General features: G+C 66.2%; 13 protein-coding genes and 1 tRNA gene. 10 read left to right on the forward strand and 4 right to left on the reverse strand.

All coding sequences use genetic code 11. The annotated features are described in order from the left end of the window. The first annotated feature begins 119 nt into the window (after positions 1-119). Positions 120-368, forward strand: a complete 249-nt coding sequence (locus ACZ1I5_RS19725; RefSeq protein WP_465170936.1) for a hypothetical protein — start codon at positions 120-122, stop codon at positions 366-368. Positions 369-569: 201 nt separating this feature from the next. Further along, positions 570-1,184: a 30S ribosomal protein S4 gene (gene rpsD, locus ACZ1I5_RS19730; RefSeq protein WP_372857725.1), complete on the forward strand. Its 615-nt coding sequence runs from the start codon at positions 570-572 to the stop codon at positions 1,182-1,184. Positions 1,185-1,304: 120 nt separating this feature from the next. Here the strand turns inward: rpsD and ACZ1I5_RS19735 are convergent, their stop codons facing one another. Next, the gene (locus tag ACZ1I5_RS19735) at positions 1,305-3,299 is read right to left on the reverse strand and encodes an alpha/beta hydrolase family protein (protein WP_465170937.1); all 1,995 of its coding nucleotides are present in this window, start codon (positions 3,297-3,299) and stop codon (positions 1,305-1,307) included. A 156-nt stretch (positions 3,300-3,455) separates the two neighbouring features. On the opposite strand from ACZ1I5_RS19735, the gene ACZ1I5_RS19740 reads away from it, so the two are divergent. From ACZ1I5_RS19740 to aguB, 3 genes are read left to right on the forward strand one after another with little or no spacing between them, the layout of a single operon-like run. Continuing rightward, positions 3,456-5,084 carry a M28 family peptidase gene (locus ACZ1I5_RS19740; RefSeq protein WP_465170938.1) on the forward strand — a complete coding sequence of 543 codons (1,629 nt, stop codon included), beginning with the start codon at positions 3,456-3,458 and terminating at the stop codon, positions 5,082-5,084. Then, entirely contained in the window at positions 5,081-6,052 is a 972-nt protein-coding gene (locus ACZ1I5_RS19745; RefSeq protein WP_465170939.1) for an agmatine deiminase family protein, read from the forward strand. The genes ACZ1I5_RS19740 and ACZ1I5_RS19745 overlap by 4 nt, the downstream gene beginning before the upstream one ends. A 32-nt stretch (positions 6,053-6,084) precedes the next feature. Next, a complete protein-coding gene (gene aguB / locus ACZ1I5_RS19750; RefSeq protein ID WP_465170940.1) occupies positions 6,085-6,933 on the forward strand; it encodes an N-carbamoylputrescine amidase in 849 nt (282 codons plus the stop codon). A gap of 202 nt (positions 6,934-7,135) precedes the next feature. Here aguB and ACZ1I5_RS19755 read toward each other — a convergent pair whose 3' ends face one another. Then, the gene (locus ACZ1I5_RS19755) at positions 7,136-7,399 is read right to left on the reverse strand and encodes a hypothetical protein (RefSeq protein ID WP_465170941.1); all 264 of its coding nucleotides are present in this window, start codon (positions 7,397-7,399) and stop codon (positions 7,136-7,138) included. 107 nt (positions 7,400-7,506) lie between these two features. Between ACZ1I5_RS19755 and ACZ1I5_RS19760 the strand changes: the two genes are divergently transcribed. After that, a complete protein-coding gene (locus ACZ1I5_RS19760; protein ID WP_465170942.1) occupies positions 7,507-7,782 on the forward strand; it encodes a hypothetical protein in 276 nt (91 codons plus the stop codon). 120 nt (positions 7,783-7,902) lie between these two features. On the opposite strand, the gene ACZ1I5_RS19765 is transcribed toward ACZ1I5_RS19760, so the two are convergent. After that, positions 7,903-8,562: a uracil-DNA glycosylase gene (locus tag ACZ1I5_RS19765; protein ID WP_465170943.1), complete on the reverse strand. Its 660-nt coding sequence runs from the start codon at positions 8,560-8,562 to the stop codon at positions 7,903-7,905. 20 nt (positions 8,563-8,582) lie between these two features. Between ACZ1I5_RS19765 and folK the strand changes: the two genes are divergently transcribed. Further along, positions 8,583-9,068 (forward strand): 2-amino-4-hydroxy-6-hydroxymethyldihydropteridine diphosphokinase, encoded by a 486-nt coding sequence (gene folK / locus ACZ1I5_RS19770; RefSeq protein WP_465170944.1) that lies wholly within the window; start codon positions 8,583-8,585, stop codon positions 9,066-9,068. Between the two features lie 16 nt (positions 9,069-9,084). After that, positions 9,085-9,160: transfer RNA gene (locus ACZ1I5_RS19775), tRNA-Lys, on the forward strand. A 10-nt stretch (positions 9,161-9,170) separates the two neighbouring features. Here the strand turns inward: ACZ1I5_RS19775 and ACZ1I5_RS19780 are convergent. Then, positions 9,171-9,851 carry a LysR family substrate-binding domain-containing protein gene (locus tag ACZ1I5_RS19780; protein WP_465170945.1) on the reverse strand — a complete coding sequence of 227 codons (681 nt, stop codon included), beginning with the start codon at positions 9,849-9,851 and terminating at the stop codon, positions 9,171-9,173. Positions 9,852-10,012: 161 nt separating this feature from the next. Here ACZ1I5_RS19780 and ACZ1I5_RS19785 point away from each other — a divergent pair, with 161 nt between their 5' ends. Continuing rightward, positions 10,013-14,008, forward strand: coding sequence for a GAF domain-containing protein (locus ACZ1I5_RS19785; RefSeq protein WP_465170946.1), 3,996 nt, complete (start codon positions 10,013-10,015; stop codon positions 14,006-14,008). Then, entirely contained in the window at positions 14,005-14,796 is a 792-nt protein-coding gene (locus ACZ1I5_RS19790) for a response regulator (protein WP_465170947.1), read from the forward strand. The genes ACZ1I5_RS19785 and ACZ1I5_RS19790 overlap by 4 nt, the downstream gene beginning before the upstream one ends. Positions 14,797-15,000 lie beyond the last annotated feature (204 nt).

Raw genomic sequence — 15,000 nt, forward strand, 5'->3', positions numbered from 1 at the left:
CTGTCACTAAATCGCCATTTTCTGGGGTCTTGCGAGTAAGCCTAGTTAAAGCTACCTCTCCGGCAACGCTGCACTGCGGCGAATTGCGACTCGATTGTGTCTCCTGAGGAAAATCTACCATGCGTCTCTTTGCCACCCTGGCGCTAAGCTGTCTCATGCTCTCGTCCACTCCGGCATTCGCCAAGGACGACAAGCCCGCCGATCCCGACAAGAAGATCTGCCGCCGCACCGAAACCACCGGCTCGATCCTCGGCGGCAAGCGCCAGTGCCACACTAAGGCGGAATGGAAGAGCATCGACGAGGCGAATGCCGATGCGGCGCGCAGGTTCACCGATCGTCGTGTCGGCATGGGCACCGGCCCGCTTTGACGCGGGCGTTATAAGGTTGACCGCGGCGACTCTTTCTGCAAGAGGCCGCCCCTTCGCAAAAGGCCCCGCACTCCGGTGAAGCGGCGGCCCTGCCTGATTCTCGAATCCTCGATTCCGAATCATGGGGCAGAGCGATGACCGGATATCGATCGGCGCCTTCGGGTGCCGGTCTTGTTGTTGGCACTTGCAAAGGTAATATACATGTCGAAGCGCTCCAGCGCCAAGTACAAGCTCGATCGCCGTATGGGCGAGAACATCTGGGGTCGTCCGAAGTCCCCGGTGAACAAGCGCGAATACGGCCCCGGCCAGCACGGCCAGCGCCGCAAGGGCAAGGTTTCCGATTTCGGCATCCAGCTGCGCGCCAAGCAGAAGCTCAAGGGCTATTATGGCGATGTGACCGAGAAGCAGTTCCGGGCATGCTACCATGAGGCCGCCCGCATGAAGGGCGATACCGGCCAGAACCTGATCGGCCTGCTCGAGCAGCGCCTCGACATGATCGTGTACCGCGCCAAGTTCGCGCCGACCGTGTTCGCCGCGCGCCAGCTCGTCAGCCACGGCCACATCAAGGTCAACGGCGTGAAGTGCAACATCGCGTCGCGCCGCGTGTTCCCGGGCATGGAGATCACGCTGGGTTCCAAGGCGCAGGAAATGGCGCTGGTGATGGAAGCGCAGAGCCTCGCCGAGCGCGACATCCCCGATTATGTCGCGCCGGACGGCACCGCCAAGGTGACCTTCACCCGCGTGCCGACGCTGGACGAAGTTCCCTATCCAGTGAAGATGGAGCCGAACCTGGTCGTCGAGTTCTACTCGCGCTGATCGATCGGTCTTCGGATCACGGAAACAAGGGCGGCCCCGCAAGGGGCCGCCCTTTCTTTTGGTTCAAGTTGTCCACTCTCTACTGCCGCCCCTCGCTGAGCGGACGCGGTTCGAATCCGATCAATTGGCCGTACTGGCGATGTCCATGGATTTGCGCAGGAACGTATCGATCTTGTCGAGCACCTCGGCTCGCACCTTGTCATCGACCAGCTGATGATCGAGACCCTTATACTCGATATATTCCACTCTGCCGTGAGCTGCCTTGAGTCGTGACTCCATGATTCGCGACTGCTCGACCTCTACGTTGAGATCCCGGTCGCCGTGGAACAACAATACGGGCACCTGAATGCGCTCGGCATTTCGTGCGGGCGAACCCTGGATAACGTGCGGACCTTTGCCGATCCTGGCTTCGACCAGCTTGTAATCAGTATATTCCTTTGCCCTGTCGAGGCGCGCTTGGAGGTCGGTAACCGGCGCGACCGCGGCAACTGCCTTGAACAGGCCCGGATCAAGAACCTCCGATTGCAATGCTGCGTAGCCGCCATAGGACCAGCCGACGATCGCGATCTTGTCCGGCGCCGCAATCCCCTGCTTCAACAGCCATCGGCCCCCATCGTTTACGTCGCCAATGGCGGTGCGCCAGGATTGATAGCCATTCTTCATGAACCAGGCTTCGCCATAGCCGGTCGATCCGCGATAATTCGGCTGGAGCACCGCAAAACCGCGATTGGCGAAGAACTGCGGGAGCCAATCGAACGTCCATTCGTCCCGAGCCTCGGGACCGCCATGCGGCAATACGATCGCGGGAATGTTCTTGCCATCACTCCCCGGGGGCAATGTCAAATAGCCCGGTATCATCGTTCCATCCGCGGCGGGGAAGGTAATCGGCTTCACCTGAGCAAGCACCGTCTTCGCCAACTGGGGCCGGACCGCCAATATCTCCGTCAGGCCTTTCGTCGTCTTGTCGAACAAGTAGAACCGGCCTGGATCGGTGTCGCTTCCTGCCCACAGCAACAGCTTCTTCTCATCGGCGCTCGCGTCAACGAAACTCACCATCGACTGAGGCGGCAAAACCTTGGCCAGGGATGCGCCAAACGCCTTGAGCGCCGGGTCGAAAAACGCGGTCCGGGGCTTGTCTTCGCTGTAGCCGACGCCGACAACCCTCGCCTGACGGCCAATCTGGACAAGTTGGTCGACATCGACGTGTGGATGCTCGAACACCAGCTCCTTCTTCAGGCTGCCATCGAGGGCAACCTTGAACAGCGCGGTACGGCCGCTCTCATTATCAAGACCATAGGCGACGTTGAGATCGGGATCGACGGCGTAAGGCTCGAACCCTTTCGACAAGCCGCCGTCATAGATCACCGTGCTTAACGGCAACCACTCGCGACTCCCCTGTTTACGATAACTATATATCGTCCGGTTTCCTATCATCCCCGTGCTCGTGTCTGGCTGGATGGCCATGACGCGGATCGTGCCGCGACCATCCGAGATATATTCCGATGCACTGGGTTTCGGCTCTTCGACGATCTTGCGTACCAAGGTCGTCGTATCCACTCGTTCGACGCCAAGCCCGTTACGTGAACTTCGCAGCATTGATCCGACGGTTTCCTCGGGTACAAAGGTTCGCGCCATGAGGACGTTGCCTGTGTCGTCACCCAGCCAATCGACCACGCCACCGCCTCCAGAGGCGATACCAAGAGAATTGGACGTGCTACGCGCACTCAATGGCTTCATGTCCGAGCCATCGGATTTCAGGGTGACGAGGCGGGTATAAGCGCGGAGCTCCCCTCCGATCTTCTCTATAATAAAAAACCGGCAGATCAGCCGCGTACCAGTGGACCAACGGCAATCCGTCAACCGCTCCGGTTCGCCTGTGGAGGCCAGGATAGGTTTCATCTCCGGCTTGCCGACCAGATTTACGACATACAATAGCGCGCTGCGGCCAGGCCCCGGCTGAATCAGGGCAATCGACTTGCCGTCCGGGGCCAGACTGATCTGCTCCACCGCCTGCCGTGCGCCAAATTTCACTGCCGCCTCACTCGCCGCCATCGCCGGCTGAGCGCCAAGATAGGATGCGGACGCCAGGGCCGCCGCCAGAAGCCAATGTTTCAATGATACCCCCGATTCAACACGTTACTGGAACAGTAGCGCGCCACCCAAGCGGCGCAAACACGGGTTCCCTCCATTTTGGTTCTATCCCCCACCGCTTGCGCCGGTCCCGGCGCGCTGCCAGAACGCCGCCCGTCCCAAGGCCTGCAAGGAACCAAGATGCGCGCCCTTCTCCTGCTGTCCGCCGCCTTCATCCTCACTGCCGCGGCGCCCGATTCGCCCGAAATCCCGCTACAGACGCTGAAGGACGTGACCAAGACGCTGTCGTCCGACGATTTCGAGGGTCGTGCGCCCGCCACACCGGCCGAGGACAAGACCACCGCCTATATCGTCGAGCGCTTCAAGGCCGCGGGCCTGAAGCCAGGCAACAAGGGCAGCTGGTTCCAGGACGTGCCGCTGGTCGAGATCACCGGCCAGAACGTCTCACCGCTCAGCTTCACCGGGGGCAAGACGCCGGTCAGCCTCGCCTATCGCACCGACATGGTCATCGCGACCTATCAGGTCGTGCCCAAAGCGGAGGTGAAGGGCAGCGAGGTCGTGTTCGTCGGCTACGGCATCAACGCGCCCGAGCGCGGCTGGAACGACTATGCCGGACTCGACGTGAAGGGGAAGACGGTCGTCATCCTGGTCAACGACCCCGACTGGCAGACCATGACGCTCGACGGCGATTTCGGCGGTCGCGCGATGACCTATTATGGCCGCTGGACCTACAAGTTCGAGGAAGCAGCCCGCCAGGGCGCCGCCGCCGCGATCATCGTCCATGATACCGAGCCGGCTGCCTATGGCTGGGGCGTCGTCCAGTCGAGCTGGACCGGCCCGCAGCTTCAGCAGGATACGCCCGGCGACCATATGGACCAGTCGAAAGCGATCGGCTGGATCCAGAAGCCGGCGGCCGAGGCACTGTTCGCCAGCGCCGGCAAGGATTTCGTCGCGCTCTCCGCCGCCGCGAAGGTCAAGGGCTTCAAGGCCGTGCCGCTCGGCGTGAAGGCCAATGTCAGCTTTGCCAACACGATCCGCCGCCAGGCCTCGAAGAACGTCATCGGCATCCTGCCCGGCACCGCGCGGCCCGATGAGGTCGTGCTCTATTCGGCGCATTGGGATCATCTCGGCCGCTGCGACGCGGTCAAGGGCGACGACATCTGCAACGGGGCGGTCGACAATGCCTCGGGTGTCGCCGCCCTGGTCGCCATGGCCGAGGCCAACAGCAAGGCGGGTCCAGCGAAGCGCTCCCAGGTGTTCCTCGCCGTCACCGCTGAGGAATCGGGCCTGCTCGGCTCCAAATTCTATGCCGAGAACCCCGTCTATCCGCTCGGCAAGACGGTCGGCGGAGTCAATATGGACGCACTGAAGATCTACCCGCAAGCAAAGGACTTCGTCATCACCGGCGCGGGCAAGTCGGAGCTGGAGGACATGGTCAGGCCGATGGTCGCGGCGCAGGGCCGGCGCATCGCGCCCGAACCCTCGCCCGAGCGCGGCTATTATTATCGGTCCGACCATTTCAGCTTCGCCAAGCTCGGCGTGCCGATGCTCGACGGCAGCGCGGGCGAGGACCTGGTCGTCGGCGGCCCGGCCGCCGGCAAGGCGGCGGCGGACGATTACAACACCAACCGCTATCACAAGCCGCAGGACGAATATGATCCCGCCTGGGACTGGGGCGCCGCGCTGCAGGACGTGAAGCTCTATTACACCATGGGCCGCACCCTTGCGGACGGCGCATCATGGCCTAACTGGTATCCGACCGCCGAATTCCGCGCGGTTCGCGACAAGAGTCGCGCGGAGGCAAAGTGAACACCCTTACCCCACCCGCCGAATGGGCGCCGCACAAGGCCGTCTGGATCGGTTTTCCGAGCCATCCCGATCTGTGGGAGGACGATCTCGAACCCGCGCGCGAGGAAGTCGCCGCCTTTGCGCGCGCCGTCCATGCCGAGGGCAAGGGCGAGCGCGTGCTGCTCGTCGCCGCCGATGAGGAAGCGGCCGATGCCGCCCGGGCGCTGGCCGGCGACGCGGCGCAGGTGGTGGTCGAGCCGTTCGGCGACATCTGGCTGCGCGATACCGCCGCGATCGTCACCGGCGACGGCCGCGCGCGCGATTTCCGTTTCAACGGCTGGGGCGGCAAATACGACCTGCCCGGCGACGACGATATCGGCCTGCGCCTCGCCGCGGAGCGCCGGATCCCGACCGACAGCTGCGACTGGATTCTCGAAGGCGGCGCGATCGACGGCGACGGCACCGGGCTGGTCGTCACCACTGCGCAATGCCTGCTCAACCCGAACCGCAACCCCGATCTGTCCCGAGCCGAGATCGAGGCACGGCTTGACGCGGATCTCGGCTATTCCCGGGTGATCTGGCTCGGCGACGGGTTGCTGCACGACCATACCGACGGCCATGTCGACAATCTCGCGCGCTTCGTCGCGCCGGGCCGGCTCGCCATTCCCGAGCCCGCCGAGGACGACCCCAACTGGCTGGTCTATCAGCATGCGGCGCGCGACGCGGCGCGCCACGATGTCGAGATCGTGCGCCTGCCCTCGCCCGGCCGCGTGCTGCGCGACGAGGAGATCATCCCCGCCAGCTATATGAACTTCTATATCGGCAACGCCGCCGTGGTCGTCCCGCAATATGGCGCGGCGAACGATGCGCTGGCCGTGGCGGCGATCCAGGCGCTGTTCCCCGACCGGCATGTCGTCGGCCTGCGGGCAGACGCGATTCTCACCGGCGGCGGCAGCTTCCACTGCATCAGCCAGCAGATTCCGGCCTGACGTTTTGCCGCCAAGTCGCTAAGGGCTCCCGCATGACCGAAATCACCGTCGCCGCGCTCCAGCTCGCCTTTTCGAACGATATCGACGCGAACATCGCCCATGTCTCCGAACTGGTCCGCGAGGCCGCGTCGAAAGGCGCGCAGGTCATCCTGCCGCCCGAGCTGTTCGAGGGCGAATATTTCTGCCGGGTCGAGGACGAAGGCCTGTTCGCCAATGCCAGGCCAGTCGGCGAGCACAAGGCAGTGCTCGCCATGCAAAGCCTCGCCGCCGAACTGGGCGTGACCATCCCGACCAGCTTCTTCGAGGCGGACGGCCCGCATCATTACAACAGCCTGGCGATGATCGGCCCCGATGGCGGGCTGATGGGCGTCTACCGCAAGAGCCACATCCCCGACGGCCCGGGCTATGAAGAGAAATTCTATTTCCGACCCGGCAATACCGGCTTCAAGGTCTGGCCCGGCCCGTCCGCGACGCTCGGCGTCGGGGTGTGCTGGGACCAATGGTATCCCGAGACCGCACGCGCGATGATGCTGATGGGCGCCGAGGTGCTGTTCTACCCGACGGCGATCGGCAGCGAGCCGCATGACGCCGATCTCGACACCAGCCGGCTATGGCGCCGCGCGATGGTCGGCCATGCCGTGTCGAACGTCGTGCCGGTGGTCGCCGCCAACCGCATCGGCACTGAACATGGCCAGCATTTCTACGGCCACAGCTTCATCACCGACGAGCGCGGCGACCTGATCGCGGAGTTCGGCGCGGAGGAAACCGGCGTGCTGGTCGCGACACTCGACCTCGACCGCATCAAGCGCCACCGCGCCGCCTTCGGCTTCTTCCGCGATCGCCGGCCAGAACTGTACGGGCGGCTGACGCAGGATATCTAGGGGCGGGCTTCCGTCGAAGTAGCCGTCACACCGAAACGCTTGGGCGATTATATTTTTCTTCTTCCCCGGCGGAGGCCGGGGCCCAGTGGGGAAACAGAAGGAAACGGCCGGAGCGACCCTTTCAAAGGTCCCCCAACTGGACCCCGGCCTTCGCCGGGGAAGCGTATATGTTGTCGCCGAGTGAGATCAGGGTCACGCCGCCCTAAGGCCGCGGCGCCTCGCCCACGTCCTCGCGGATCACCACCGGCTGCGAACAGCCATCCACCGTCCGAAGCACGGTCAGCACCTGCTTCGCGGGCGGCTCGGCCGTCAGCTTGTGCGGGCGGACCGGCACTTTGCGCTGCTCGACCTTCTGGACAGCGCTGTTCTGGCAGACGGGCTTGACGCCGCCCGACTCCGGAGCCGGGTCAGGCGCCGGCGCGGCGGCCATCATGACCGGCAGGGCAAGGATCGCAACGATACGCATGGCGACTCTCCTCGATGATTATCCATCCTATCATGGAAAGGCGCGATTTCACCCGCAATCCACGCCGTTTCGGCTGAGTTCACATTGGAGCGCCCATGGCCGCGCCCATGCAGAAGACAACGCACATCCTGAACGCCGCGTCGAACCTGCTGGGCATCACCCTGCTCATCATCGCCGGCCTGCACATCACCAACCAGGCGCAGAAATCGCTGGCCGACGAAGTCGCCTGGCTCAGCGCGGTCTGCTTCAGCATGAGCTGCGGCCTGTCCTATCTGTCGATCCGCTCCCCGCTCGAGCTCGATCGCTGGGAGGGGTGGGCCGACCGCACCTTCCTGCTCGGCATCGTCACCCTGGTCGTCGCGGTGCTGGTGCTGGCGATCTAGATTTCCACCGAAACGAGTCCGCTTCTTTCCGTTCGTGTCGAGCGAAGTCGAGACACCGGTCGACGAGGGAGCAGGTTTCTCGACTTCGCTCGAAACGAACGGCGAAACTGGAGGGTCGACTCAGGCCGGCTTCAGCTCCAGCGCCCGGGCGAACACGGCGTCGAACATCTCGTCGGTCAGCCGGCCGGTATTCTGATTGTAGCGCGAGCAATGATAGCTATCGATCAGCAGCCGCCCGTCGGGCACGCGGTGCTCGGCGAGATGCGCGAAGCGGCATTTCGGCAGCTTGCCGCCCAGGATCTTCACGGCCGACTGATGCGCGACCTGCCCCAGCGCCACGAACACACGCGCTTTCGGCAAAGCCGCGACCTGGCTTTCCAGGAAATGCCGGCAGGTACGAATCTCCTCGGGCACTGGCTTGTTCTGCGGCGGCAGGCATTTGACGGCGTTGAGGATCATCGCGCCGTGCAACTTCAGCGAATCCTCGGGCGTGCCCTCATAATCGCCGCTGGCGAGCCCATATCTGGCGAGCGCCCCGAACAGCAGCGCCCCCGATCCGTCCCCGGTAAAGGGCCGCCCGGTACGGTTCGCACCCTGCTTGCCCGGCGCGAGCCCGACGATCACCAGCCACGCCCCGGGATCGCCCCAGGCCGGCACCGGCGCGTTCCACCAGTCGGGCTGCTCGGCCCGGACCGTCTCACGATACGCCGCGAGGCGCGGGCAGAGCGGGCAATCGTGCGAGGGCTCGGTATCGGGGATCGGGCTTGGGGCGAACATCATAGGGCGCTACGCACGTCCGCGTGCCGATAACAAGATATGCCATCGCGATCGGATCGAACCGCCCGGGCCGCCACGGCCCGCCCGAGGCGGAACTGCGCGCCGCGATCGCCGCGCTCGGGCCGGTCACCGCGGTGTCGCGATTCTTCGCCACGCCGCCGCTCGGCCCCTCGTCGCGCCGCTTCGCCAATGCCGCGCTGATCCTCGATTCGCCCGAATCGCCGCCAGAACTGCTCGCCCGGCTGAAAACCATCGAACGCGCTTTCGGCCGCCGCCCGGGCCGCCGCTGGGGCGCCCGGGTGATCGATCTCGACATCATCCTGTGGTCGGGCGGCATCTGGTCCGGTGCCGCGCTGACGGTGCCGCACCGCGCCTTTCGCCAGCGCCGCTTCGTGCTCGATCCGCTCGCCGCTTTGGTCCCCGCCTGGCGCGATCCGGCAACCGGGCTGACGGTGCGTCAGCTCGCGACACGCGCACGCGCGGTTGACCGCCGCCCGCGCCGCTCGTAACGCGCGTCCCTGGTCGGGGCCCGTAGCTCAGTTGGTAGAGCAACGGACTTTTAATCTGTAGGTCTCGGGTTCGAATCCCGACGGGCCCACCACCATCCGGCGCTAGCGCGCAATGAACGGCCCGGCGCGCGCCTTCAGGCTGGCGATCAGGCCGGCCAGCGGCTCGGCCGGGTCCTCCTGGATCCAATAGGCCCGCACCGGGAACAGCGCGCCGACCGCATCGACCGGCCGCACCACCAGCCCGTCGCCCAGCAATTCCTCATGGCTGCCGCTGATCAGCGCGATACCCTCGCCCTGGGCGACGCGGGCGAGGATCCGGGGCGGGCCGAGATCGATGATCGTCGTGTTCAGCGCTGGCCCGATCGGCAGGATTCGCTGGGCCAGGAACCGGTGCATGTCGCCGCCGAACTGCTGCTGCGAGGTCAGGAAGATCTCGTCGCGCAGATCGGCCGGCCTGACCGTCGCCGAAGCGGCCAGCCGGTGGCCGGGCGGCATCGCCACCAGCACCCGGTCGTGCCACAGGCCGATCGAATGCGTGTAGGGCTCTGGCTTGCCCGGCAGCACCGCGAGCGACAGGTTGCCGTTCCGGAGCGCCGGCAGCAGCGCGCCGCGCTGCATTTCGTGCACGCCGATGTCGACGTCCGGCCGGCTGCGCGAAAAAACCAGCAGCTCGTCGGCCAGCCGGTCGCGGCAGATCGACGCAAAACACCCCACGGCGAGATTTCGAAGGGATTCTCCGCCCTTTGGTGCATTGATGCCGGAGCCGGCGGATACACTTTCCATGGCATTAATCCTGCGCGATCCAGCAGCTTAACGGCTGCGGCTTGCGACGAATGCGACGAAGCTGCGACGAATCCGACATTGCCCGCGACCGGGCTGCAGGCCCGCTCTTCTGCAAAGCACCGGAATGGCGCTATCATGTCGGACAAGAGGGGCAGAGCAGCATGCAGGACAGACCCGGCACCGACGCCATTCGCGACCGCTATCCGGCCGACACGCTGTCGCAGCTGCGCGCCGTCGCCGAGCTGCGCGAAAGCGAAGAGCAGTTCCGCATGCTCGCGGAGAATCTGCCCGGCCTGTGCTGGGTCGGCGACGAGAATGGCGTGCTGCGCTGGGCCAACAGCCAGTGGTACGAGATGTTCGGCGGGACCAGCGCTGAGCAGGGCGACCCGAGCGGGATCTGCCATCCCGACGATCTGCCGCTCGCGCTGAAGACCTGGAAACAGTCCTGGGATGCGGGCGAGACCTCGACCGTGGTGCTGCGCATGCTCTGCCCCGACGGTTCCTACCGTCCCTTCCTCAGCAAGGCCGTCCCGATCCGCGACTCGAGCGGCACCGTCGTGCGCTGGTGCGGGGTGCAGATCGATTTCAGCGACAAGCAGGCGCACGACCGGCGCCAGGCGGTGCTGCGCACTTTTCACGACCAGTCGCGCGACCTGAGCAATGCCGACGCGATCCTGACCGGCCTGTCGCGCATCCTGGCCGAGCATCTCGGCATCCCGCACATGCTCTATGGCGAGACCGAGGGTGGCGACGCGGACACGCTCGACGTGTTCCACGCGATGGGCGGCGTGCCCCAGCGCGGCGCCGCCGACCGGTTCGGGCTGAACAAGGCCTTTGCCAGCCTTGCCGAGCGTTATGACTGGAACGAGAGCCGGGTCGTCGAGGACAATCACCTGCTCGGCCGCTCGGCGGAGGACCCGGTGCAGCGCGCCGCCGACCTGATGGGCGTGCGGTCCAGCATCAACGTACCGATCGTGAAGGAAGGCCGGCCCGTCGCCATGCTGGCGGTGCTCGACACCGCGGTCCGCATCTGGACTCGCGACGAGATCGAATTGTGCGAGGAGCTGGCCGAGCGGGTCTGGGCAACCCTGTCCCGCGCGCGCGCCGAGACGGCGCTGCAGGAGCGTGAGCGCAACCAGGCCTTTCTGCTCGCCTGGAGCGACAGGGTGCGCGGCCAGGCCTCGCCCGACGCGATCATGCAGACCACCCTGGAGGCACTCGGCCGTCATCTCGGCGTCACCCGCGCGACCTTTTCCGAAAGCGACGACAGCGGCCGCGTCTTCCATATCCAGGGCGAATGGCGCGCCGACGTGATCAGCATCGCCGGCGGCAGCTTCTCGCTCGACGATGTGGGCGACATGGTGGAGCAGGAATGGATCGCGGGCGCGATCGTGCGCTATGACGATATCGTCACCGATCCGCGCATCGAGCAAGGGCGCGTGCCCGCCTATCTCGCCACCGAAATCCAGGCCTTCGTCAGCATTCCGCTGGTCGAGAACGGCAAGGTCCGCTCCGCCCTCTCGGTACAGAACAACGCCCCGCGGCACTGGCGCGACAGTGAGATCCAGCTGTTGCGCGACGTCGCCGAGCGCGTCTGGGTGATGCTCGAACGCGCCCGCGCCGAAGCCGAGCTGCTCGAACGCGAACGCCACCAGGCCTTTCTGATCGACTGGAGCGACAGGATTCGCGGCGAGGCCTCGCCCGACGCGATCATCGCGACCACGCTCGAATGGCTGGGCGGGCACCTCGGCACCACGCGCACCACCTATGCCGAATGCGACCCGACGGGAAAGATGTTCACCGTGACGGGGGAGTGGCGGGACGCCGTCTCCAGCATCCGCGGCAACAGCTTCCTGCTGCAGAGCGTCGGCGCCGCGGTCGACCGCGAATGGACCGCCGGCGAAATCATCCGCTACGAGGATGTCGCGAACGACCCGCGGCTCGAACCGGCCGCGGTCGCGCGCTATCTCGACGCCGATATCCGGGCCTTTGTCAGCGCGCCGCTGGTGCAGGGCGGCCGCATGCGATCCGCCCTGTCGGTGCAGCACAAGGAAGCACGGCGCTGGCATGACGGCGAGATCCAGCTGATCTGCGACATCGCGGAGCGCACCTGGGTGGCGCTCGAACGCGCCCATGCCCAGGCCGCGCTGCAGGAACGCGAGCGCAACCAGGCGTTCCTGCTGTCCTGGAACGACCGGATCCGCCAGCATACCAACGCGCGCGACATCCTGGCGGAGACGCTCGCGGCGCTGGGCGAGCATCTCGGCGCGATGCGCACCAATTTCGCCGAGGCCGAAGACGACGGCGCCGCGCTGTGCGTTCTCCAGGAATGGACCACCGGCCTGCCCAGCATCGTCAACCAGCGCTACCCTTCCGCCGCGCTCGGCACGAAGCTGGCCGCGGCGCATATGAGCGGCCTGCCGGTGCGAGTGAATGACGTCGCGACCGACCCGCGGTTCGACGAGCAGAACCGGCCGCTGTTCGACTCGCTGCAGATCGCGGCGGTGCTGACCCTGCCGATGATGCGGGCGGGCGTGATCGTGGCGGTGCTCTCGGTGCAGCAGGACAGGCCCCGGATCTGGACCGACAGCGAAGTCGACCTGGTCCGCGATCTCGCAGACCGCACGCTCGCCGTGCTGGAACGCGCCCATTCGGAAGAACGGCTCGCCGAAAGCGAGGCGCAGCTCTCCGCCTTTCTCGAAAACGCGCCGGTCGCAATGCACCTGAAGAATGGCGAGGGGCGCTATATCCGGGTCAATCCCGAATTCGCCAAGGCGCTCGGCCGCAGCCCGGAGGAGCTGTACGGCGCGCATACCGACGAGATCTTCCCGGCGGATATCACCGCCGAGTTGAACCGGCTGGAGCAACTTGCCCAGGACGGCCAGGTCGCCAGCGCCGAGATCGCGCTCACCGGCATGGGCGACATCGCCCATGTCCTGTCGATGGTCTTCCCAATCACCGGCGCCGGGGTCGCGCGCACCGGCGGCTTCACCCTCGACCTGACCGAGCGCAAGCGCGCCGAGGCGGACCTGGCCCGCTCGCGCGAAGCGCTCTACCAGACCGAGAAACTGTCGGCGCTCGGCTCGCTGCTCGCCGGGGTCAGTCACGAACTCAACAACCCGCTGTCGATCGTCGTCGCCCAGGCGGTGATGATGGAGCGCCAGTCGCGCGGCGGCGAACTCGCCGAGCGCGCGCAGAAGATTCGCCGCGCCGCCGATCGCTGCGCCCGCATCGTCCAGACCTTCCTCGCCATGGCGCGCCAGAAACGGCCCGAGCGCGAGCCGGTCGATCTCAACGCGGTGGCCAATGCCGCCTATGACCTTGCCGAATATGGCCTGCGCAACGACGGCATCGCCGCTACCCGCGATCTTGCCCCCGCTTTGCCCAACATCTCGGCGGATTCGGACCAGCTCCACCAGATCATCATCAACCTGATCGTCAATGCGCAACAGGCTCTGGTCGAGGCCGGCGTGCCCGACCGCGCGCTGACCGTGCGCACCAGGATCGGCCACGAGCCGGGCACCGTCATCCTCGACGTCGCCGACAATGGCCCGGGTATTCCGGAAGAGGCGCGCCGCCGCATCTTCGAGCCCTTCTTCACCACCAAGCCGCAGGGCCAGGGCACCGGCGTCGGCCTGTCCTTCTCGCAAGGCCTGGCCGAGGCGCATGGCGGCCGGCTCGAGCTGGTGCCCGCCGCGCGCGGCGCCTGTTTCCGCCTGACCCTGCCGATCGACGCCGAGCGCGCCCAGCCGGCCGTCGCGGAGGACCCCGCGCCCGCGGTCGAGGCTCCGGCACGCAAGGCCCTGGTCGTCGACGACGAGCTCGAAATCGCCGAATCGCTCGCCGACTTCCTGTCGATCGAGGGCTTTGCCTGCGACATCGCCGTCGGCGGCCGCGCGGCGCAGGAAAAGCTCGCCACGGGATATTATGATCTCGTGATCAGCGACCTGCGCATGCCCGGCATCGACGGGCCGCAGCTCCATGCCTGGATCGCGGCCGAGCGGCCCGACCTGCTCGACCGCGTCGCCTTCGCCACCGGCGATACATTGGGCGTCGCGGCCGCCCGGTTCCTCGAGGAGGTCAAGCGTCCCGTCCTCGAAAAGCCCTTCATGCCCGATGCGGTGCACCGGTTCCTCAAGCAGATGGATCTCGCATGACCACCCCAGCCAATCCGCACATTGTTGTCGTCGACGACGAGGAAGACCTGCGCGAGCCGGTCGCCGCCTATCTGCGCGAGCAGGGCATGGACGTGGACGAGGCCGGCGGCGGCGCCGATCTCGATATCATCCTCGGGCGCGGCATGCCGACGCTCGTCGTGCTCGACGTGACCATGCCCGACGAGGACGGCTTCAGCATCGCGCGCCGGCTGCGCGCGCTGAACCCGACCATCGGCATCGTCATGCTCACCGCGCGCCGCGACGTGATCGACCGCGTCGTCGGGCTGGAGCTGGGCGCCGACGATTATATCATGAAGCCGTTCGAGCCGCGCGAGCTGCTGGCGCGCATCCGCTCGGTGCTGCGGCGGCTGGCCGCGACTGCCCCGGCCGAAACGCCGGTCGCCGGCGTCGCCGACAATGACGACGAGGCGGACGATTCCGCGCCCGCGCCACGCGGCGCCTATCAGGAGGAATTCTGGATCCCCACCTCGCGCGGCGAGATTCGCGTGCCGGTGGAGTCGATCGAGTGGATCGAGGCGGCCAAGGACTATGCGCTGCTCCATACGCCGGAACGCAGCCACATGATCCGCATCACCATGGGCGCGCTCGAACAGGGGCTGGATCCGGCGCACATGATCCGGGTCCACCGCTCCGCCTTTGTCCGGCCGGGCTCGGTGCTGCGGATCAGCGCGATCGGGCGGCACATGGTGCTCGAGCTGAAATCGGGCGCCGTCGTCCGCGTCGGCCCGCGGCATTGGGGCGAAGTGCGGCACCGGTTGAAGGCGTAGCCGGATCGCCATCGGGCGGCCGGCTTCGACGGGCCGCGAGGAGATTCACGCGAAGGCGCGAAGGCGCGAAGGGGTTTTGGGGCGGGCAGCTCGCCCGATCGCCGGAGAAATGGGTCAACCCGCGGCCGTGGGAGCCGTACGGTTCACCTCTCGCGCAACTTCTTCGCGCCTTCGCGTCTTCGCGTGAATCCTCTTCTTGCCCGC

This window comes from Sphingomonas sp. BL-S-30 (assembly GCF_055521475.1).